Consider the following 21,019-nt stretch of genomic DNA (forward strand, 5'->3'; position numbering starts at 1 on the left):
CCCATCCCCCGCCGACGCCTAAAGAACATCTCGCCCCCGCCAGCAACGCCCCCCTCATTTGGCGCCCACCCAACTTTCTTAGTACTATGAGCCATAAATTCTATATACGCACAAATGTTCGTATATAGAACACAATCATTCCCGGCACGCGCACGGGAAGGCCCCAGGATGAGACGTACCCTGCCGCCCCCGCCCCGCGCGAGCCTCTCTAGAGCTATCGACATGGATCTTCCTATCCAGAGCCTGGCCGTGGTTGGCGCGGGCGCCATGGGCAGTGGTATCGCCGCCCTGTTCGCCGCCCAGGGGCTCGATGTAGTCTTGATCGACCCGGTGCCCGGCGCGCTGGAACGCGCCGCCAGCGTCATCGACCGGCAATTGGGCGTGTACGCGCCCGACGCCGTGGCCGAAACCCGGCGCCGCATACGCATGGATGCCGGGCTGGAAGCGGCCTGCGCCTGCGACCTGGTCATCGAGGCCATTCCGGAAAAACTCGAACTCAAGCGCGACGTGTTCACCCGGCTGGACACGCTGTGCAAGGCCGACACGATATTCGCCACCAATACATCGGGCCTGTCCATCAACGCCATCGCCGAAGCCGTGACGCGCCGCGACAAGTTCGTGGGCACGCACTTCTTCACGCCCGCCGACGTCATCCCGCTGGTGGAAGTGGTGCGCAACGACCACACCGCGCCGGACACGGTGGAACGCGTCATGGCCGCGCTACGCGCCGTGGGCAAGCGGCCCGTGCTGGTCAAGCAAGACATTCCCGGCTTCATCGCCAACCGCATCCAGCACGCCCTGGCGCGCGAAGCCATTTCGCTGCTGGAAAAAGGCGTGGCCAGCGCCGAAGACATCGACGAAGTGGTGAAGTGGAGCCTGGGCATCCGCCTGGCCCTGACGGGCCCGCTGGAACAGCGCGACATGAACGGCATCGACGTGCACCACGCCATTGCCACCTATCTGTATCCCGACCTGGAAAACCGCAGCACACCCTCGCCCCTGCTGGCCGAGAAAGTGGCCAACGGCCAGATCGGCGCCAAGGCCGGCCAGGGTTTCTACGCCTGGCCCGCCGAACGCCGCGAGCAAGTCCTGCGCGACAAGAGCGCGGCCCTGGGCGAATTGGCCGCCTGGTTGAACAGCCGGCCGTCTTCTTAACTTCCGCCTGTTTTATTGACCGACCGGCGGGCCGCCCCGCCAGGCGGCCGCCGCGTGCGGCCGTGCGCCGCGGCCCCGCACTGAACACATGCCTTACCGGAACAAGTTGGAGGCCACATGAATAAACTAGCGTCCTTTTTCACCGAGCTGATGCGCAAGTATCTGCCCGACCCCTTCGTTTTCGCGATCGCGCTCACCCTGCTGACCGTGCTGATGGCCATGGGAATCGAAGGCCAGGGCCTGGGGCAGATCACCCGCGAATGGGGCAAGGGTTTCTGGAGCCTGCTGGCCTTCACCACGCAGATGGCGGTGATCCTGGCCATGGGCTACGTGCTGGCCACCGCGCCGCTAACCGACCGCCTGCTGGACCGCATCGTCAGCCGCGTGCATCGGCCCCGCACCGCCATCATCGTGGCCACGCTGGTGGGCGCCATCGGCAGCTACCTGAACTGGGGCTTCGGCCTGGTGATCGGCGGCATCGTGGCCAAGAAACTGGCGCTGAAGGTCAAGGGCGTGCACTACCCGCTGATCATCGCGTCGGCCTACAGCGGCTTCACCATGTACGGCCTGGGCCTGTCGGCCAGCATCCCCGTGCTGATCGCCACGCCGGGCCATCCCATGGCCGACCAGATGGGCGTGGTGCCGCTGACGGAAACCATTTTTTCCACGCCCATGCTGTTGACCAGCCTGGCCATCCTGGTGACCCTGCCGCTGCTCAATGCCTGGCTGCATCCGCGCGAGGGCGACAAGGTGGTGGAAGTAGACCCGGCCATCGACAAGCCCACCGAAACGGCCGCCGCCGGCGATCTGCTGGAACAGAACACCTTTGCCTCGAAGCTGAACAACAGCCGCCTGCTCAGCCTGGCGATCGGCCTGCTGGGCGTGGCCTACGTGGTGTACCACTTTGCCGACGGCGGCTCGCTGGACCTGAACCTGATCAACTTCATCATCCTGTTCCTGGGCATCATCCTGCTGGGCACACCGGCCGCCTACGTGGCCAAGCTCAGCGAAGGCATCAAGACCATCTCGGGCATCATCCTGCAGTACCCCTTCTATGCCGGCATCATGGCCATCATGGCCGGGTCGGGCCTGGTGAACACCATCTCGCACGTCTTCGTCGACGTGGCATCGGCCGGCACCCTGCCGGTGTGGGGCCTGATCAGCTCGTTCTTCATCAATTTCTTCGCGCCCTCGGGCGGCGGCCACTGGGTGATCCAGGGCCCGTTCATGATCGATGCCGCCAAGGAGATCGGCAGTTCCATCGCCCAGACATCGATGTCGGTGATGCTGGGCAACGCCTGGAACGACCTGGTGCAGCCGTTCTGGATCCTGCCCGCGCTGGCCCTGTCGAAACTGAAACTGCGCGACGTGATGGGCTACACCGTGATCATGATGGTGTGGGTGGGGATCATCGACATCGCGGCCGTGCTCTCCTGGGGCATCCTGACTCACTAAGCGCAAAGAGGCTACCGATATGAACAAACCCCAGGCCTACCTGGTAACCGGCGGCAGCGCCGGCATAGGCGCCGCCATTGTGCGCGCCCTGCTCGACGCGGGCCACCGCGTGGTCAACATCGATTACCGCCTGCCGGACAACCCGCCCGACGGCCTGGTGTCCATCCAGGCCGACCTGACCGACGAGGCCCAGACCAAAACCGCGGCCGAACAGGCCACGCGCGGCCATGCCATCGTCGGGCTGGTGAACAACGCCGGCGCCACGCGGCCCGGCACGGCCGACACCGCCACGCTGGCCGACCTGGACTACGTGGTGGCGCTGCACCTGCGCACCGCGCTGATCCTGGTGCAGGCGGTGCTGCCCGACATGCGCGCCGCCGGCTTCGGGCGCATCGTGAATATGTCGTCGCGCGCCGCGCTGGGCAAGCCAGACCGCGTGGTGTATTCGGCCACCAAGGCCGGCCTGGTGGGGCTGACCCGCACCCTGGCCATGGAACTGGGCGGCGACGGCATCACCGTCAATGCCATCGGGCCGGGCCCCATCGCCACCGACCTGTTCCGCAACAGCAACCCCGACGGCGCGCCGCAGACGCAGCGCATCATCAACAGCATCGTGGTCAAGCGGCTGGGCACGCCCGAAGACGTGGCGCGCGCCGCCATGTTCTTCCTGTCGCCCGACAACGGCTTCGTGACGGGACAAATGCTGTACGTATGCGGCGGCACCACGCTGGGCGTGGCGCCCGTCTGATCCCGGCCGGCCATGAACCTGTCCGCGCCCTCCCGCCCCCGCCGCGACTCAGCGGCGGCGCAGCGCCTGGTCGATCTGTTCGGCCGCTCGGCGCAGCGGCGGCAGGAACACCTCCAGCATGGTTTCGCGCGAATACCGGTTGGCGTGGCCGCTGACGTTCATGGCCCCTATGACCCGGCCGCCGCGGTCGATAATGGGCACGGCCACCGACTGCAGGCCGGGCTCCAGTTCCTGCACCACGCAGGCGTAGCCATCGGCGCGCACCCGGGCCAGGATGCGCTTGAGCTCATCCCTGTCGGTCACGGTGTGCGGCGTGTGCGCGCGGATATCGCTGGCGGCCAGCACGCGCTCTTGCTCGGCGGGCGGCAGGCCCGCCAGCAGCACCCGGCCCATGGACGTCACCCAGGCCGGCAGGCGGCTGCCCACCGACAGGTTGATGCTCATGACCTTGTGCGTGGAAAGCCGAAGGATGTACACCACGTCCACGCCGTCCAGCACCGATACCGAACACGATTCGCGCGTGGTCTCGGCCACTTCTTCCATGTAGGGCAGGGCCAGGTCCCACAACGGGGTGGCCGACAAGTACGAGTAGCCCAGTTCCAGAATGCGCGGCGTCAGCGCGAACTTGCGCTCGTCCATGGACACATAGCCCAGGTGCACCAGCGTCAGCAGGATGCGGCGCGCGCCTGCGCGCGTCAGGCCGCAGGCGGCCGCCACTTCGGACAGCGTCATCTGCGGACGTTGCGGGCCGAACGCCCGTATCACCGACAACCCGCGTGCGAACGACTGCACGTAGGAATCGCTGGGTTGCTGGGATTCTTGCTGATCGATAACCATGCGCGCGGCAGCCCCGATAAACGCCCGGAACCAGGCAAGGCGCAAGCACCTTGACACTCCCAGGCCACCATGAAACGATGTTCTTTACAAGAACGAATGTTCGAATAAAGAACAAATTATGACACGCCCTTTTTAATCGCGGACACCCATGATCTCAAAGCTCGTTGCAAACGCGGCAGCCGCCCTGGCGGACGTACCCGACGGCGCCACCGTCATGATCGGCGGATTCGGCACCGCCGGCCAGCCCATGGACCTGATCGACGCCCTGCTGGAACAAGGCGCCAAGGATCTCACCATCATCAACAACAACGCCGGCAACGGCACTACCGGCCTGGCCGCCCTGCTGGGCGCGGGCCGGGTGCGCAAGATCATCTGCTCGTTTCCGCGCCAGGCCGATTCGCAGATCTTCGACGAGCTGTACCGCAGCGGCAAGATCGAACTGGAACTGGTGCCGCAAGGCAACCTGGCCGAGCGCATCCGCGCCGCGGGCGCCGGCATCGGCGCATTCTTCACGCCCACGGGCTACGGCACGCCGCTGGCCGAAAACAAGGAAACCCGTGAAATCAACGGCCGCCAGTACGTGCTGGAATATCCGCTGCGCGCCGACTACGCCTTGATCAAGGCCGAGCGCGCCGACCGCTGGGGCAACCTGGTGTACCGCAAGACGGCCCGCAACTTCGGCCCCATCATGGCCAGCGCCGCGCGCGTGGCCGTGGCCCAGGTGCGCGAAGTCGTCGAACTGGGCGGCCTGGACCCCGAAACCATCGTCACCCCCGGCATTTTCGTCAAGCGCGTTGTGCAGATCGACGCCGCCCCGGCCGCCAAGGAGCAGCAATGAGCAGCAAACTGACCCGCGACCAGATCGCCGCCCGCGTCGCGCAAGACATCCCCGAAGGCGCCTATGTGAACCTGGGCATCGGCCTGCCCACGCTGGTGGCCAACCACTTGCCGGCCGACCGCGAAGTGCTGCTGCACACCGAGAACGGCATGCTGGGCATGGGCCCCGCGCCCGCCAAGGGCCAGGAAGACTATGACCTGATCAACGCCGGCAAGCAGCCCGTGACCGAACTGCCCGGCTGCTCGTTCTTCCATCACGCCGATTCGTTCGCCATGATGCGCGGCGGCCACCTGGACATTTGCGTGCTGGGCGCCTTCCAGGTGTCGCAACGCGGCGACCTGGCCAACTGGCACACCGGCGCGCCCGACGCCATCCCCGCGGTGGGCGGCGCCATGGACCTGGCCATCGGCGCCAAAGACGTGTTCGTCATGATGGAACTGCTGACCCGCGACGGCCAGAGCAAGCTGGTCGACCAATGCAGCTACCCGCTGACCGGCATGCAGTGCGTGTCGCGCGTGTACACCGATGTGGCCGTGTTCGACATCCGCGCCGACGGCGTCACCGTCATCGACATGTTCGGCGACATGACCGCCGACGAGCTGCTGCGCCTGACCGGCCTGCCGCTGAAATTCGCCCGCTGATTCCCGATTGGAGATTTCCCCATGCTATTCATGGTCCAGATGCAAGTGAACCTGCCCGTGGACATGCCGGCCGAACGCGCCGACAAGCTCAAGGCCGACGAAAAAGCGCTGGCGCAGCAACTGCAGCGCGACGGCAAGTGGCCGCACCTGTGGCGCGTGGCCGGCCGTTACGCTAACGTCAGTGTCTTCGACGTGGAAAACAACGACGAACTGCACCAGTTGCTGTCCTCGCTGCCGCTGTTTCCGTACATGGACATCCAGGTGACGGCGCTGGCGCGCCATCCCTCGGCCATCTAAGCCCCTGCCCCGGAGCCCCGCATGCCCTACATCATCGAGACCTTCGACAAGCCCGACCACCAGGCCGTGCGCCAGCAGCACCGCGCCGCCCACCTGGAATACCTGGAAGCCAACAAGCACCTGCTGCTGGCCTGCGGCGCCAAGCTGCACGACGACGGCCAGGACGCCGGCGGCGGGCTGTATGTCGTGGATCTCGATACGCGCGAGGCCGCCGAGGCGTTCATCGCGGCCGACCCCTTCAGCCAGGCCGACCTGTTCCAGCGCGTGGCCATCACGCGCTGGCGCAAGGCCTATGTCGGCGGCCAGTGCCTGCTGTAACCACGACGCTTCAAACTGGAACTGCTATGTCTTACGCTGATCTGGGACAGGTGCGCCTGTACTACGTGATCGACGGTCCGGCCGACGCGCCGGTGCTGGTATTGTCGAACTCGCTGGGCACCTGCGCCGACATGTGGGCGCGCCAAGTGCCGGCACTGTCGCAGCGCTTCCGCGTGCTGCGCTACGACACGCGCGGGCACGGTAAATCATCCGTGCCCGACGGCGACTACACCTTCCAGCAACTGGCCGGCGACGTGGCCGCGCTGCTGGATCACCTGGACATCCAGCAGGCCGATTTCTGCGGCCTTTCCATGGGCGGCCCCACCGGCCTGCAACTGGCGCTGGATCACCCCCAGCGCGTGCGCAGGCTGGTGCTGAGCAACACCGCCGCGCGCATCGGCAGCGTAGAAAGCTGGTCGGCGCGCATCCAGGCGGTGGCGCAGAACGGCCTGGAAAACATGGCGCCCACGCTGGTGGAACGCTGGCTGTCGCCGGCCTACCGCGCGGCTGAACCCGGCCTGGCGCAAGTGCTGGTGGACATGCTGCGCCGCACTTCCGACGCGGGCTACAGCAATAACGTAGCCGCCCTGCGCGATGCCGACCTGCGCGGCCGGCTGGGCGACATCAAGGTGCCCACACTGATCATCGCCGGCACGCAAGACCCCGCCACCACCCCGCAGGACGGCCGCGACCTGGAAGCCGGCATCGCGGGCGCGCGCTATGTCGAGCTGAATACCTCGCACATTTCCAACTGGGAACAACCGGAAGCCTACACCCGCGCGGTGCTCGACTTCCTGACGGAGTAAGTCCATGCAACGCTGGAAGCAACGTCCCGAAGGATCCAACTGGGGCGACTACGGGCCCGACGACCAACTGGGCCGGCTGAACCTGCTGACCGACGCCCAGGTGCTGAAGGGCGCCCGGGAAATCCGCGCGGGCAAGGTGTTCTGCCTGTCGCTGCCCCTGGACCTGCCCGGCGGCAATGTGCTGAACCCGCGGCGCCATCCGCCCCGGCTCAGCCCCACCACGCTGCAGGACACCCCGTACCTGAACTTCCCGCTGCGCAACCTGAACCCCGACGCGGTCGACGTGCTCAGCGACGACCAGGTGCTGCTGTCCATGCAATATTCCACGCAGTGGGATTCGCTGGCCCACGTGGGCGCGCTGTTCGACGCCGACGCCGACGGCCAGGCCGAACTGTGCTACTACAACGGCTATCGCGCCGGCACCGACGTGGTGGGCCCGGCCGACGGCGACCACGTGGGTTGCGGCTGCAACAGCGGCGGCCCCTCGGCGGCCCTGAAGCTGGGCGTGGAAAACCTGGCCCAGCACGGCATGCAGGGCCGCGGCGTGCTGGTCGACCTAGCGCGCCACTTCGGCACCGGCCGCACGCTGGTGGGCCACGCCGAACTGATGCAGGCGCTGCAGGCCGACGGCATCACGGTCGAATCCGGCGACATGCTGGTGCTGCGCACCGGCTACGCCGAGAAAATCGTCGAGATGGCCGGCCAGCCCGACCCCGACGTGCTGCATACCTACGGCGCCGCCCTGGACGGCACCGACGCGGCGCTGCTGCAATGGATCACCGACAGCGGCATCGTGGCGATCTGCGCCGACAACTACGCCGTCGAAGCCTATCCCGCGCGCGACCGCCAGGGCCCGCGCGCCATGCTGCCCCTGCACCACCATTGCCTGTTCAAGCTGGGGCTGCCGCTGGCCGAACTGTGGTACCTGAAAGACCTGGCCGACTGGCTGCACGCCAACGGCCGCCATCATTTCATGCTGACCGCCCCGCCGCTGCGCATGCCGCACGCCATCGGCTCGCCCGCCACGCCCATCGCCACGGTATAGCAGGGAACGGTATCTGACACCGCTGCGCGGAGTCAGATACCTGGAAAGGCCGCGCCTGGCGCCTGGCACGGGGGGATGGCCGGGTGTCTGGCTCCGAAGGTGCCTGACACCGCTGGGGATTGCGCCGCGCGCGCGCCCGTTCTAAGGTGGAATCCACACCAGCCTTTCCGGAGACCACCATGAAAAAGATCCTGGCCTGCCTGCTGCTGGCCGCGGCATCGGCCATTGCCGCCGCCCAGAGCATGTCCCATGGCGTGTCCATCAAAGACCTGGCCGCCACCCGCCAGGCCGACGGCGTGTCGGTGATTTCGGGCACGCTCACCAACCACAGCGACAAACCCGTTGCCGCGCCTTCTGTCACCTTCGTGCTGTACGACGCCCAGGGCAAGGAAATCGGCCGCGCCGAAGGCAAGCGCGACACCGCCCTGGCCCCCGGCGAAAGCTGGCAGGTGCGGGCCATGACCCCGCTTGTATTCACGCGCTTTACCGCCATGGACATCAAGGCGGAATAAGCCCCCGCCGGGCGCGCGGCCAGCGCCCTGTCAGGCCAATATGGGAAAATAGCCGGCTGCACACGCTGAAACAACATTAAAACAACAAAGGAATCTCCATGTTCCCCAAACGACTCACCGAAGGCTACCAGGCATTCCTGGACGGTCGTTTCCACAACGAACGCACCCGCTACGAACAACTGGGCGAAGCCGGCCAGCAGCCGGAAATCCTGCTCATCGGCTGCTGTGATTCCCGGGTTTCCCCGGAAGTGATCTTCGATGCCGGCCCCGGCGAAATGTTCGTGATCCGCAACGTGGCCAACCTGGTGCCCCCCTATGAAGGCGAGGCCGAATCCTCGTCGTACCACGGCACCAGCGCGGCCATCGAGTTCGCCGTCAACGCCTTGAACGTCAAGCACATCGTGGTGCTGGGCCATGCATCGTGCGGCGGCGTGCGCGCGGTGTTCGACGACGCCGAGCCGCTGACCAAGATCGACTTCGTGGGCAAATGGATGTCGCAGATCACGCCGGTGGCCGAGGCCCTGCCCCGCTCCGGCGACCGCGCCACCGATGTCCAGCAACTGGAATGGGCGGTGGTGGGCCACAGCCTGAGCAACCTGCTGACCTTCCCGTCCATCCGCAACCGGGTCAAACAGGGCAAGCTGGAACTGCACGGCGCGTATTTCGGCGTGGCCACCGGCCTGCTGTTCCTGCGCGACCCCGGCACCGGACAATTCTCGCCCTGCCAGCCGCAGCAGGCGGCGTAACCGTTGCTCCGGTGAGGTGGCTGGCTCCGACGGTGCCAGACACCGTTGTGCGCCACGACAGTCTCAATTGGACGGTGTCCGGCACCCTGACGGGAGCCGGACACCCGGCAGTGCCGGCGCGAACTCGCCGCGGAGCCGGCTTTGCCGGTCCGCGCAGCGCTTCGGGGGTGGGCCTCCTTACAACCCCGCCCCGGCCAGGTCAGGCACGCGCCGGTGCCAGTCGGTGGCTTGCTGGAACGCTGCCCCTATCCGCCCCAGCGTGGCTTCGTCGAACGGCTTGCCCAGCAACTGGATGCCCACGGGCAGGCCTTGCGCCGAAAACCCCGCTGGCAGGGCCAGGCCCGACGCCCCCAGGAAATTGCCCGACCGGCTGAATGCCGCCAGCGGCGTGGCCTGTTCATCCACCTGGTCCACCGGGCAAGCCTCGAAGGGCTGGGCGGGCGTCAGCAGGGCGTGGATATCGCGCATCCAGTAGCGCCATTGCCCGCAGGCCCGGGCATGCCATTGCATGGCGTCGATGTAATCCGCCGCCGACACCGACTTGCCGCTCAGCACGCGGCCACGCACGAACTCACCCAGCGGCAGGCTGGCGTCTTCGATGTAATCGCGATGCAGCGCATACGCTTCGGCCGCAATGATGCGGCCATTGGCCAGCATCATTTCATGGAAATCGAAAGGCAGGGGCAATTCCCGCAAGCTGGCGCCCAGCGCCTGCAGCACGCCGCGGGCCTGTTCCAGCGCCTGCGCCACCTCGGCCTGCACCGGCGTCGGATACTGCTCCGGCGGCATCACGGCGATGTGCACCCCGGCCAGGGGCATGTCGCCCGCGCCGGCCGCCTGGCCCGCGTCGTAGTGGAAACGCGGCGCCGCCAGGGTGGCGGCATCCTGCTCGTCCGGCCCGGCCAGCACCTGCGTCAGCAGCATGGCATCGGCGGCGTCGCGGGTCAACGGGCCGATGGAATCCAGGGTATGCGACAGCGGCACGGCGCCATGCAGGCTGATCAGGCCGCGCGTGGTTTTCAGGCCGGTAATGCCGTTCAGCGCCGCGGGTATGCGCACCGAGCCGCCGGTGTCCGACCCCAGCGCCGCCGGCGCCAGGCCCGCCGCCACCGCCACGCCCGAGCCGCTGGACGAGCCGCCGGGAATACGATGGCAAGCCAGGTCCCAGGGATTGCGGGGCGTGCCCATGACGGGGTTGGTACCCCAGCCGCCAAAGGCGAATTCAACCATGTGCGTCTTGCCCAGTATCACCATGCCCGCCTGCAGCAACCGCCGCACGGCCGTGCCCGTGATGCTGCTGCGCCGCTGCAGCCAGGCCTGCGAGCCCGCCGTGGTGACTTGTCCCTGCACTTCGCACAGGTCTTTCACCGCGATCGGCACGCCGTCCAGCGGGCCCAGCACATAGCCGGCCTGGCGGCGCGCATCGGCCGCGGCGGCCAACTGCAACGCGCCGTCGGCATCCACATGCACGTAGGCATGCAGCGCCGGGTTGGCGCGCTCGATGCGGTTCAAGTAATGCTGCGCCAGTTCCACGGCGCTGTAGCGGCCGGCGGCCAGGCCGGCCGCCAGTTCAGACAAAGTAGAAAACGCCAGGTCAGACATGCCAAGGGCTCTCCGTTCAGCGCTTGTCCCAGGCGGGAATGGGATACACGGCCTTCTGCGTGGCCACGTCTTCGGGCCACACCGGCACCATGCCCTTGCCCGGCAGCAACTGCACCACCGGGAACGGCATCTTCAACTGGCGGCCCGCCTCGTCGATGGCGTAAGGGCCAGCCATGACGGTGACCTTGTCCGATAGATCCAGCGAGGCCTGCTTCAAGGCCGCCGCGTCGGTCGTGCCCGCCTTCTTGATGATTTCCTCGGTCAGCGCCGCCGCGCCGTACGCCAGGGCGGTCTGGAAGTCCGGCTTGAATTCCGCCTTCGGGAACAGCCGGTCATAGGCCTGGGCGAAGGCTTCGCGCGTCAGCCCCGCGTTAACGTCCCAATTGATGGCCGGATGGTAGTTGGTGTGGCTGAAAATGTAGTCCGAATCGGCGCCGATGGCCTGGAACTGCGGCGTGGACGCATACACCATGAAGACGAACGGGAAGTTGATGTCCAGCTGCCGCATCTGGCGCGTCATGCTGATCAGGTCGCCCTCGTAGGGGGTAGGAAATAGTGCTTCGGCGCCCGAGGCCTTGGCCTTCTGCAGCAGCGTGCTGAAATCTTTCTGGCCCTTGGGATATTTTTCGTACATCACCACTTCGATGCCGTTCTCGGCTGCCCTGTCTTTGCCGCTTTGCGCCAGGCCGGACGGAAACGGCTCGTCCGAATACAGAATGGCCGCTTTCTTCACGCCCACCTTGCCGGCCAGTTCCATGGACGCCTTCATCATGGCCGACACCGGCATCTGCGTGCCCGACACCATGTACTTGAAGCCCTGCTTGTACAGATCGTCGCTGGCCGCCGACCACACCATCATGTACTTGCCCAGGCGTTCGGTGGTGGTGGCCGCCGCCGCGGTCAAGGTCGAGCCGAACGGCGCGAACACCAGGTCGACTTTTTCGTCCACAATCAGCCGCTCGTACACACGGGTGACCATCTGCTTGTCGCTGCGGTCATCCAGTTTGACCAGTTCCACCGGATACTTCTTGCCCTTGATCTCGATGCCGCCGCGCCGATTGACATCGTCGACCCACACTTCCACGCCGCGCACGCCCGACTGGGATGCCAGCGCGAAACTGCCGGTAGACGACACTGTCATGCCGATGCGGATCTTGTCCGACGTTTGCGCTAACCCGGCCGTCGGAACCAGGGCAGCGGCCAGCGCAAGCGCCTGCCACCGCGACCACCACGATTTACCGAACATGAGACTTCTCCTGTCAGAGTCAGAGTTCATGAAAGACAACACGGAAGCCGTCCCGCCATGGCAAGTGGCACGAAAGTGCGCAATACTTGCGCAACGGGCAACATAGCGTATAACAAATAGGCATGGAGCGCACGCCTTGAACAACAAACTGAGTTACCGGCAAACCGAGATGCTGTGGGCCATCGTCATGGCCGGCTCCATCAGCGGCGCCGCCCGGCTGCTGGCCATCAGCCAGCCAGCCGTCAGCCGCATGCTGGCCCAGACGGAAAAGCAATTGGGGCTGACCCTGTTCGAACGCGTGCGCGGCCGGCTGCAACCCACCGCCCAGGTACACAGCCTGTTCGAGGAAATCGAGAAAACCCAGCGCATGATGCAGCGCGTCAACGACCTGGCCGACGCGCTGGCCGGGCACGGCGCGGGCGTGCTGCGGCTGGCCTCCATTCCCAGCCTGGCCCAGTACCTGGTGCCCCACGCCGTGGCGCGCTTCCAGCAGCACCATCCGGACATCCTGCTGCGCATGAACGCGGCCGCCCTGCCCAGCCTGATCAACGACGTGCTGCAGGGCGAGGCCGAACTGGGCCTGGTGGTCATGCAGACCGACCACCCCTTCCTGAAAACCCACCCCCTGCACACCGGCCGCATGGTGGCGGCCATACCAGGCAACCACCCGCTAGCCGGGCGCGCGCAGGTGTCGCTGGCCGACCTGTCGCCCCACCCCCACATCGTGGTGGGCACGCGCATGCCCTATGGCATGCTGGTGCAGACCGCCTTCGAACAGGCCGGCCTGCCCTGCCGCATGTGCGCCGACGTACCCTGGAGCAACCTGGCCTGCGCCCTGGTGAACGCCGGCGCCGGCATCGCCATCGTCGACGAGTTCACCGTCATGGGCAATCTGTGGCCGGGCGTGCGGGTGGTGCCCCTCGCGGAAGAAATCCCCCTGCACATCAGCGCCGTGCACCTGGCCCACCGCCCGCTTTCCCGGCTGGGCACACAGTTCCTGGCCGACCTGCGGGTGGTAGTGGGCGAGGCTTTTTCTGCACAAAACCAGGGTTAATACTTAACTCCAAGTTATGGTTTTGGCGGCGCAAACTGTTCATAATTTCCGGCAAGCTTCCCCCCGCAGCCCGGCCCAAAGGATTCTTTATGAGCAGTCCCGCCGCCCCTACGGCGCAAACGGCTACGCATCGCGCCGAAGACCGCCGCGCCGAACAGTTGCGCACCCGCATCGCGGCGGGCGTGTTCCTGATACTGGGCCTGGCCATGGCCGCCGTGCCGCTGGCCACCGGCAATCTGTCGCTGGCGTTCTACCTGATGCTGTGGATCACCATGGCCAGCGCCATGAACATCTGCGTGGGCTTCACCGGCTACCTGCCCTTCGGCTACGTGGTGTTCTACGGCGTGGGCGCCTACGCCACCGGCATCTGCTACAAGGTGCTGGGCTGGTCCATCGCGCCGTCGCTGGCCGCCGCCGGCATCGCCGGCCTGGCCATCGCGCTGCTGCTGGCCCCCACGCTGCGCCTGCGCGGCGTGTATTTCGGCATCGTCAGCCTGGCCCTGGCCACCATCGTGCGGCTGGCCATTTCCAACCTGCCCGACGGTCTCACCGGCGGCAGCATGGGCCTGATACTGTCCAGCGCCAACAGCCCGGTGCACAGCTACTACGCCATGCTGGCCGTCATGGCCGCCACGCTGGCCACCGTGACCTGGCTGGCCGTTTCGCCGCTGGGCAAGGCCCTGAAGGCCATCCGCGACGATGACGCGGCGGCCGCCTGCGTGGGCATCCACGTGCCCAACACGCGCCTGAAGGCGTGGCTGCTGGCGGCGCTGTTTCCCGCCCTGGCGGGCGGTATCGAGGCCTGGTACACCAACGTAGTCGACCCGGAATATGCCTTCCATGTGCTGGTTACAGCCAAGAGCATCATCTACGCCATGGCGGGCGGCTTCGGCACCATCCTGGGCCCGGTGGTGGGCACCCTGGCGCTGGTGGGGGTCGACCATCTCATCTGGCAACGCTTTCCCTTGCTGAACCTGCTGCTGCTGGGGCTGGTGATCGTGCTGCTGATGCTGTTCCTGCCGCGCGGCATCGTGGGCGGCCTGCTCAAGCGCAAGCCGCAGTGGCGCCGCTACATCGCCTGACCCCTACGCCAAGGACGCCAAGCCATGACCGCACTCGTCATCCAGGGCCTGATCAACGGCCTGATCCTGGGCACCCTCTACGGCCTGATCGGCGTGGGGCTGAATGTCATTTTCGGCGTACTGCGCGTGGTGAACTTCGCGCACGGCGAATTCCTGGTGCTGGGCGCGTACTTTGCCTACTACCTGCTGGAAAGCGCCGGCGTGAACCCGCTACTGGCCCTGCCCCTGGCCTTTGCCGTGTTCTTCGCGGCGGGCTATGTGCTGTATTTCGTGCTCATCCCGCGCCTGCGCGGAGCCGATGACCCGGAAATCAGTTCACTGCTGCTGATGTTCGGCGTGTCCATCATGCTCAGCGCGCTGATGCTGCTGGCCTTCGACGCCGACGCGCGCTCGCTGCCCTACCAGGTGGAGCCCGTGTTCCTGAAATTCGGCCCGGTGCTCATCCCCACCGCGCGCCTGATCGCCCTAGCCATCGCGCTGGCTGTCATTGGGGCGCTGGCCTGGTTCCTGTACCGCAGCACGCCGGGCAAGGCTCTGCGCGCCATCATCATGAACCGCGACGCGGTACGCATCGTGGGTATCGACGCCGAACGCCTGTCGGCCGTGGCCTTCGCGCTGGGCATCGGGCTGGCCGCCATCACCGGCGTACTGATCGCCATGGTGTTCCCCGCGTTCTCGCCCTTCATGGGCAACGACTACACCCTGATCGGCTTCATCGTCATCGTGCTGGGCGGGCTGGGCCACCCGGTGGGCGCGCTGGTCGGCGCGCTGCTGTACGGCATTACCGAGCAGGTATCGGTGGTGTTCTTCAATCCGTCCATCGCCACCATCTGCGGTTTCGCGCTGATGGTGGCCATGATATTCGCCCGCCCCACCGGGCTGTTCGGCCATCGCATGATGCGCTGACCCGGAAGAACCGCCATGCTTACCGTCACCCAACTCAAGAAACGCTTCGGCGGCCTGGTCGCCCTGCAGGGCATCGACCTGCACGTGCCGCCGCGCTCCGTGCTGGGCATCATCGGCATGAACGGCTCGGGCAAGACCACCCTGCTAAATTGCATCAACGGCATCTATTGCCCCGACGAAGGCCGCATCCAGCTGGGCGACGACGACATCACCGGCAGGCAGATCCACGAAGTGGCCCGCCTGGGCGTGGGCCGCACCTTCCAGGTGCCGCGCGTGTTCGCACACCTTAGCCTGCTGGACAACATGGACGTGGCCCAGCAGCAAACCGGCCGCAGCGCGGAAGAACGCTACGCGCAATCGGAATACTGGCTGCACAAAGTCGAACTGCACCGCCTGCGCCACAACCATGCCGAAGAATTGTCCGGCGGACAGCAGAAACTGCTGGAACTGGCCCGCATCATGGCGGCGCGGCCCCGCGTGGTGCTGCTGGACGAACCGTTCGCCGGCGTGAACCCCACCCTGGCGCAGTTGCTGATCGGGCTGATCCGCGACGTGCCCACCGATCATGACTGCTCGGTGGTGCTGGTATCGCACGACCTGACGTCCATTTACCAGCTTTCGCACCACATCGTGGTCATGAATGAAGGCGCCGTGCTCAGCGAGGGCGATGCCGCGCACGTGCGCGCCGATCCGCGCGTCATCGAAGCCTACCTGGGAGCCTGAGCCATGACCGACGCCCCCGCCCTGTCGCTGCAAGACGCCACGGTTGCCTACCATGGCGACATCACTATATTAAGTAATGTCAGCGTGCACGCGCGCGCCGGCCAGGTCACCGGCATCATCGGCCCCAACGGCGCGGGCAAATCCACCGTGCTGAAAACCCTGTTCGGCTTCCTGCCGCTGCGCACCGGCCGCATCACCCTGCACGGCCAGGACATCAGCCGGCAGCCCTCGCACCAGCGCGCCGGCCATGGCGTGGCCTTCGTGCCGCAGCACCGCAGCCTGTTCGGCGAACTGTCGGTGGAAGACAACCTGCTGCTGGGCTGCTGGCCGTTCCGGCAAGACAAGGCCCGCGTGCGCCGCCGCATCGACGCCGTGTACCAGCGTTTTCCCATCCTGGCCCAGAAGCGCCGCGACCCGGCCGCCAGCATGAGCGGCGGCCAGCAACGCTTCGTGGAATTCGGGCGGGCGCTGCTCATTGAACCGTCGGTGATGCTGCTGGACGAGCCCACCGCCATGCTGGCGCCCAAGATTTCCAAGGAAATCTACACCCTGATACGCGGTTTTGCCGATGAAGGCATGACGGTGGTGCTGGTGGACCAGAACGTGCGCCGCTGCGCCGAGATCGCCGACCGCATGTTCATCCTGGAACTGGGCCGCAACAAGGCCGAAGGCACGCGCGAGCAATTCGGCCACGACGGCGGACTGCGCGACATGGTAGCCTCGTGGATGGACTACCAGATCGACTGACTCCACCGGCCCGCAGCGCCCACCCAAGGACACCGCATGAAAATCCACTTTTCCCCAGCCTCGCCCTTTGTACGCAAATGCCTGGCGGTGGCACACGAAGTCGGCCTGGCGGGCCAGATCCAGAACTTGCCCAGCGCGGCCAACCCGGTGAACCGCGACGCCAGCATCATCGTCAACAACCCGCTGGGCCAGGTGCCCACCCTGCTTACCGATGACGGCCAGGCGCTGTACGACAGCCGTGTCATCTGCGAATACCTGAACGACCTTGGCGGCGGCACGCTGTTCCCGGCCGCCGGCCCCGCGCGCTGGCAAGCCCTGGCCGACCAGGCCCTGGCCGACGGCATCCTGGGCGCGGCCCTGCTGGCCCGCTACGAAAACAGCCTGCGCCCCGAAGCCCTGCGCTGGCCCGACTGGATCGCGGGACAAATGGGCAAGGTTACCGACGCCCTGGCCCAGTTCGAGCGGCGGGCCGACAGCTTCGGCGACCGGGTCGACATCGGCACCCTGACCCTGGGCTGCGCCCTGGGCTACCTGGATTTCCGCTACCCCGACTACGACTGGCGCGCCAGCCAGCCCGACTGCGCCCAGTGGTACGCCGTGTTCAGCGAGCGCGCCTCGATGCGCCACACCGCCCCGGAAGCGCCGCGCGCATAGGGCCTGCGCGAAGTCCTTTTTCGCGCGGACAGACGCCGGCCGGCGCACGTACCGCGGGCTTCTATTCTTATTACCAGAATGACTTAGACAAGCCAATCTAGCGGCTGTTACGGTTATGAGGATAGAACCCTGCGGCACCGGGCGGCGGCGCCTTTTCTGCGTCCGCCGTTTCCGTCGCGGCCTGTTGCCTGCCGCAGGTTGTTCCTTGCGCCCCACCGGCGCCCCCAGAAGGGCAACTTGCCATGTATGTGTACGACCCAGTCGATCAGCAACTAGTCGAACAGCGCGTTGCGCAATTCACCGACCAGACGCAACGCTTTCTTGACGGCCAGCTCAGCGATGACGATTTCCGCACGCTGCGCCTGCAAAATGGCCTGTACATCCAGCGCCACGCGCCCATGCTGCGCATTGCCATTCCCTATGGCCTGCTGGCCGCGCGCCAACTGCGCACCCTGGCGCATATCGCGCGTACCTGGGACCGCGGCTACGGCCACTTCAGCACGCGCCAGAACATCCAGTTCAACTGGCCCAAGCTGGAAGACGTGCCCACCATCCTGGCCGAACTGGCCAAGGTGCAGATGCATTCCATCCAGACCAGCGGCAACTGCATCCGCAACACCACGTCCGACCATTTCGCCGGCATCGCGCCCGACGAACTGGTAAACCCGCTGGTGTGGTGCGAAATCATCCGCCAGTGGTCCACCCTGCACCCGGAATTCGCCTTCCTGCCGCGCAAGTTCAAGATCGCTGTCAGCGGTGCCGAAGAAGACCGCGCCGCCGTGGGCGTGCACGACATCGGCCTGCAAGCGGTGGAACAGGACGGCGTGCTTGGCTTTCGCGTATGGGTGGGCGGCGGCCTGGGCCGCACGCCCATGGTGGGCCACCTGATCAAGCCGTTCGTGGAATGGCAGCACCTGCTTACCTACCTGCAGGCAGCGCTGCGTGTGTACAACCTGCACGGCCGGCGCGACAACAAGTTCAAGGCGCGCATCAAGATCCTGGTAAAAGAATTGACGCCCGAGGTCTACGCCCAGCAAACCGAAGAACTCTGGCAGCAGATCAAGGGCGGCCCCGACACGCTCACGCAAGAATACGTGGACCTGATCGCTGGCCGCTTTACCTGGCCCGCCTACGATGCGCAGGCCGACGGCCAGCCCGACCCCACCGAAATGCACGCCGCCGCGCACCCCGCGTTCGCCAGTTGGCTGCGCAAGAACGTGCACGGCCACAAAGTGGCCGGCTACGCGGCCGTCACCTTGTCGCTGAAACCCACCGGCGTGCCGCCGGGCGACATCACGGCCGACCAGATGGAAGCGGTGGCCGACCTGTCCGAACGCTATGGCTACGGCGAAGTGCGCGTGTCGCACGAGCAGAACCTGGTGCTGGCCGATGTGCGCCGCGCCCGGCTGTTCGACCTGTGGCAGGAACTGCGCGCACTGAACATGGCCACGCCCAACATCGGCCTGCTGACCAACATCATTTCCTGCCCGGGCGGCGACTTCTGCGCCCTGGCCAACGCCGTGTCGATTCCCGTGGCCGAAGCCATCCAGCGCCGCTTCGACAACCTGGACTACCTGTTCGAAGTGGGCGAGCTGGACCTGAACATCTCGGGCTGCATCAACGCCTGTGGACACCACCACGTCGGCCACATCGGCATCCTGGGCGTGGATAAGAACGGCGAAGAGTGGTACCAGGTCACCATTGGCGGCCGCCAGAACGGCGCAGCCAAGCCCTTGCCCGACCTGCAATCGCTGCGCGGCGGCGGCGCCGCCATCGGCCGCATCATCGGCCCGTCATTCGCGCGCGAACAAGTGCCCGACGTGGTCGAGCGGCTGGTGCACACTTACCTGCGCCTGCGCGACAGCGACGCCGAACGCTTCATCGATGTGGTCGACCGCGTGGGCATCGCCCCGTTCAAGGAAGACGTCTATTCTGATCCCGCCGTCGCCAAAGCCGCGCCGGCCCGCGAGGTGGCCCATGCCTGATGCAATTACCGCCAACGACACGGCCGGGCAACTGATACGCCATGGCCGCCTGCAGGCCAACGATGCCCGCGTGTTCACGCCCGAAGCCGACACCGAACCCGGCGCGCAATTGCCGGCCGACGAACCCGGCTGGATAGTTCCGCTGCCGGTATGGCTGGCCGCGCGCGACACCCTGCGCCAGCGCCGCCACCCGGTGGCGGTATTGCTGGCCCCGGCCACCAAGCTGCAAGACCTGGTGGGCGATGCCGGGCAGGTCGACCCGGCTATCGCCTTCATCGCGATCGACTTTCCCGTGTACACCGACGGCCGCGGCTATTCGCTGGCGCAGTTGCTACGCACGCGCCACGGCTGGAAAGGCGAATTGCGCGCGCTGGGGGATGTCATGATCGACACCATCCACTATCAGGCCCGCGTGGGCTTCGACAGTTTCCTGGTGAAAGACGGCCACGACCCGCACAAGGCCCTGGCCGCCTTCAAGACCTTCACGGTGCACTACCAGAAAACCTATCCCAAGCCCCAGGCGGAACTGCTGGCGGCCTGACAAGGCGCGCAAGGGGGCTCGGGCTACAGCCGGGGCTGGCTACAGCCGGGTGTCTGGCTCCCGCCAGGGTGCCTGACACCGCCCTACTGGAACCGCCGCGGCACACAACGGTGTCTGGCACCTGGCGGAGCCAGACACCCAGCGTGCCTAAGGCCTACGTCCCTTCCCACTGCGGGCCGGGCACGTGGATGTCGAACAATTCCAACACGCGCGCCACGGTGTGGTCCACCATTTGCTCGATGGACTGCGGCCGGTGATAAAACGCCGGCAGCGGCGGAAAAATGATGCCGCCCATTTCGGTCACGGCTGTCATATTGCGCAGGTGCGCCAGATTGAACGGCGTTTCGCGCACCATCAGCACCAGGCGGCGGCGTTCTTTCAGGGTAACGTCGGCCGCCCGCGTGATCAGGTTATCCGACAGCCCGTGCGCCACGGCTGCCAGGGTACGCATGGAACATGGCGTGATCACCATGCCCGCCGTCTGGAAGGCACCGCTGGCCAGCGTGGCCCCCACGTCGCGCACGCTGTGCACGTGGTCGGCCAGGGCCTGGACATCATTGCGGCCAATGTCCAGTTCGTGCTTGACGTTCAACACGCCCGACGCCGACATCACCAGGTGCGACTCGACGTCGTCCACCCCGCGCAGCGCCTGCAGCAGGCGCACGGCGTACAAGGCGCCGGTGGCGCCGGTGATGCCTACGACCAGGCGCCGTGGCGATGTCATTCCGCCGTAGCGCCGGAGGTGTCCAACAGCGTTTTCAGTTCGCCGTTTTCGTTCATTTCGGTCATGATGTCCGAACCGCCGATGAACTCGCCGCTGACATACAGCTGCGGAATAGTGGGCCAGTTGGAGTATTCCTTGATAGCCTGGCGCACTTCCTCGTCTTCCAGCACATTCACGGTAACCAGCTTCTTGACGCCACAGCCCTTCAGGATCTGGATGGCACGGCCCGAAAAGCCGCATTGGGGAAACTGGGCGGTGCCCTTCATGAACAGCACCACGGGGTGCTGGGTGACGGTTTCGCGGATGAATTCTTGCACGTCGCTCATGGTGGTCTCACTAAGAGAAAAAGCAGTAATA

At 66.2% G+C, this 21,019-nt stretch carries 24 protein-coding genes; 19 read left to right on the forward strand and 5 right to left on the reverse strand.

The annotated features are described in order from the left end of the window. Window positions 1-222 precede the first annotated feature (222 nt). The 3 genes from LPZ50_RS03845 to LPZ50_RS03855 all read left to right on the forward strand — a co-directional run bounded on the left by LPZ50_RS03845 (window position 223) and on the right by LPZ50_RS03855 (window position 3,358). A complete protein-coding gene (locus LPZ50_RS03845) occupies window positions 223-1,155 on the forward strand; it encodes a 3-hydroxyacyl-CoA dehydrogenase family protein (RefSeq protein WP_230657764.1) in 933 nt (310 codons plus the stop codon). 117 nt (window positions 1,156-1,272) lie between these two features. Beyond that, complete coding sequence (locus LPZ50_RS03850) at window positions 1,273-2,610, forward strand: short-chain fatty acid transporter (protein ID WP_230657765.1); 1,338 nt, start codon at window positions 1,273-1,275, stop codon at window positions 2,608-2,610. A gap of 19 nt (window positions 2,611-2,629) precedes the next feature. Further along, entirely contained in the window at window positions 2,630-3,358 is a 729-nt protein-coding gene (locus tag LPZ50_RS03855; protein ID WP_230657767.1) for an SDR family NAD(P)-dependent oxidoreductase, read from the forward strand. A 48-nt stretch (window positions 3,359-3,406) separates the two neighbouring features. Here LPZ50_RS03855 and LPZ50_RS03860 read toward each other — a convergent pair whose 3' ends face one another. After that, a complete protein-coding gene (locus tag LPZ50_RS03860) occupies window positions 3,407-4,195 on the reverse strand; it encodes an IclR family transcriptional regulator (protein ID WP_230657769.1) in 789 nt (262 codons plus the stop codon). Between the two features lie 148 nt (window positions 4,196-4,343). Between LPZ50_RS03860 and LPZ50_RS03865 the strand changes: the two genes are divergently transcribed. From LPZ50_RS03865 to LPZ50_RS03900, 8 genes are all read left to right on the forward strand, one after another. Further along, window positions 4,344-5,033 carry a 3-oxoacid CoA-transferase subunit A gene (locus tag LPZ50_RS03865; RefSeq protein ID WP_230657771.1) on the forward strand — a complete coding sequence of 230 codons (690 nt, stop codon included), beginning with the start codon at window positions 4,344-4,346 and terminating at the stop codon, window positions 5,031-5,033. Beyond that, entirely contained in the window at window positions 5,030-5,674 is a 645-nt protein-coding gene (locus LPZ50_RS03870; RefSeq protein ID WP_230657773.1) for a 3-oxoacid CoA-transferase subunit B, read from the forward strand. The genes LPZ50_RS03865 and LPZ50_RS03870 overlap by 4 nt, the downstream gene beginning before the upstream one ends. Window positions 5,675-5,695: 21 nt before the next feature. Then, window positions 5,696-5,971 (forward strand): muconolactone Delta-isomerase, encoded by a 276-nt coding sequence (gene catC, locus LPZ50_RS03875; RefSeq protein ID WP_230657775.1) that lies wholly within the window; start codon window positions 5,696-5,698, stop codon window positions 5,969-5,971. A gap of 21 nt (window positions 5,972-5,992) precedes the next feature. Further along, entirely contained in the window at window positions 5,993-6,289 is a 297-nt protein-coding gene (locus LPZ50_RS03880) for a YciI family protein (RefSeq protein WP_230657777.1), read from the forward strand. Window positions 6,290-6,315: 26 nt separating this feature from the next. Continuing rightward, window positions 6,316-7,095 (forward strand): 3-oxoadipate enol-lactonase, encoded by a 780-nt coding sequence (gene pcaD / locus LPZ50_RS03885; protein ID WP_230657779.1) that lies wholly within the window; start codon window positions 6,316-6,318, stop codon window positions 7,093-7,095. Between the two features lie 4 nt (window positions 7,096-7,099). After that, window positions 7,100-8,140, forward strand: coding sequence for a cyclase family protein (locus LPZ50_RS03890; protein WP_230657780.1), 1,041 nt, complete (start codon window positions 7,100-7,102; stop codon window positions 8,138-8,140). A gap of 179 nt (window positions 8,141-8,319) precedes the next feature. After that, window positions 8,320-8,652 (forward strand): DUF3426 domain-containing protein, encoded by a 333-nt coding sequence (locus tag LPZ50_RS03895; RefSeq protein ID WP_230657782.1) that lies wholly within the window; start codon window positions 8,320-8,322, stop codon window positions 8,650-8,652. A gap of 98 nt (window positions 8,653-8,750) precedes the next feature. Continuing rightward, window positions 8,751-9,398: a carbonic anhydrase gene (locus LPZ50_RS03900; RefSeq protein ID WP_230657785.1), complete on the forward strand. Its 648-nt coding sequence runs from the start codon at window positions 8,751-8,753 to the stop codon at window positions 9,396-9,398. Between the two features lie 177 nt (window positions 9,399-9,575). Here the strand turns inward: LPZ50_RS03900 and LPZ50_RS03905 are convergent, their stop codons facing one another. Beyond that, window positions 9,576-11,000 (reverse strand): amidase, encoded by a 1,425-nt coding sequence (locus tag LPZ50_RS03905; RefSeq protein WP_230657787.1) that lies wholly within the window; start codon window positions 10,998-11,000, stop codon window positions 9,576-9,578. Window positions 11,001-11,016: 16 nt separating this feature from the next. Then, complete coding sequence (locus tag LPZ50_RS03910; protein ID WP_230657790.1) at window positions 11,017-12,246, reverse strand: amino acid ABC transporter substrate-binding protein; 1,230 nt, start codon at window positions 12,244-12,246, stop codon at window positions 11,017-11,019. 169 nt (window positions 12,247-12,415) lie between these two features. On the opposite strand from LPZ50_RS03910, the gene LPZ50_RS03915 reads away from it, so the two are divergent. From LPZ50_RS03915 to LPZ50_RS03950, 8 genes are all read left to right on the forward strand, one after another. Next, window positions 12,416-13,300 carry a LysR family transcriptional regulator gene (locus LPZ50_RS03915; protein ID WP_329957636.1) on the forward strand — a complete coding sequence of 295 codons (885 nt, stop codon included), beginning with the start codon at window positions 12,416-12,418 and terminating at the stop codon, window positions 13,298-13,300. Between the two features lie 89 nt (window positions 13,301-13,389). Next, on the forward strand, window positions 13,390-14,382 hold the full coding sequence (locus LPZ50_RS03920) for a branched-chain amino acid ABC transporter permease (protein ID WP_230657795.1): 993 nt from the start codon (window positions 13,390-13,392) through the stop codon (window positions 14,380-14,382). A 24-nt stretch (window positions 14,383-14,406) separates the two neighbouring features. Beyond that, a complete protein-coding gene (locus LPZ50_RS03925; protein WP_230657797.1) occupies window positions 14,407-15,288 on the forward strand; it encodes a branched-chain amino acid ABC transporter permease in 882 nt (293 codons plus the stop codon). Window positions 15,289-15,303: 15 nt separating this feature from the next. After that, window positions 15,304-16,011, forward strand: a complete 708-nt coding sequence (locus LPZ50_RS03930) for an ABC transporter ATP-binding protein (RefSeq protein ID WP_230657799.1) — start codon at window positions 15,304-15,306, stop codon at window positions 16,009-16,011. A gap of 3 nt (window positions 16,012-16,014) precedes the next feature. Next, on the forward strand, window positions 16,015-16,758 hold the full coding sequence (locus LPZ50_RS03935; protein WP_230657801.1) for an ABC transporter ATP-binding protein: 744 nt from the start codon (window positions 16,015-16,017) through the stop codon (window positions 16,756-16,758). 36 nt (window positions 16,759-16,794) lie between these two features. After that, window positions 16,795-17,412 (forward strand): glutathione S-transferase, encoded by a 618-nt coding sequence (locus LPZ50_RS03940; protein WP_230657803.1) that lies wholly within the window; start codon window positions 16,795-16,797, stop codon window positions 17,410-17,412. Window positions 17,413-17,654: 242 nt separating this feature from the next. Beyond that, window positions 17,655-19,397 carry a nitrite/sulfite reductase gene (locus LPZ50_RS03945; RefSeq protein WP_230657805.1) on the forward strand — a complete coding sequence of 581 codons (1,743 nt, stop codon included), beginning with the start codon at window positions 17,655-17,657 and terminating at the stop codon, window positions 19,395-19,397. After that, window positions 19,390-19,938, forward strand: coding sequence for a DUF934 domain-containing protein (locus LPZ50_RS03950; protein ID WP_230657806.1), 549 nt, complete (start codon window positions 19,390-19,392; stop codon window positions 19,936-19,938). The genes LPZ50_RS03945 and LPZ50_RS03950 overlap by 8 nt, the downstream gene beginning before the upstream one ends. Before the next feature lie 154 nt (window positions 19,939-20,092). On the opposite strand, the gene LPZ50_RS03955 is transcribed toward LPZ50_RS03950, so the two are convergent. Next, entirely contained in the window at window positions 20,093-20,662 is a 570-nt protein-coding gene (locus tag LPZ50_RS03955; RefSeq protein WP_230657809.1) for a UbiX family flavin prenyltransferase, read from the reverse strand. Continuing rightward, on the reverse strand, window positions 20,659-20,988 hold the full coding sequence (grxD, locus tag LPZ50_RS03960; protein ID WP_230657815.1) for a Grx4 family monothiol glutaredoxin: 330 nt from the start codon (window positions 20,986-20,988) through the stop codon (window positions 20,659-20,661). The genes LPZ50_RS03955 and grxD overlap by 4 nt, the downstream gene beginning before the upstream one ends. Window positions 20,989-21,019: the final 31 nt, after the last annotated feature.

This window comes from Bordetella petrii, from assembly GCF_020991325.1.
GTDB classification, from domain to species: Bacteria; Pseudomonadota; Gammaproteobacteria; order Burkholderiales; family Burkholderiaceae_B; genus Bordetella_A; species Bordetella_A petrii_E.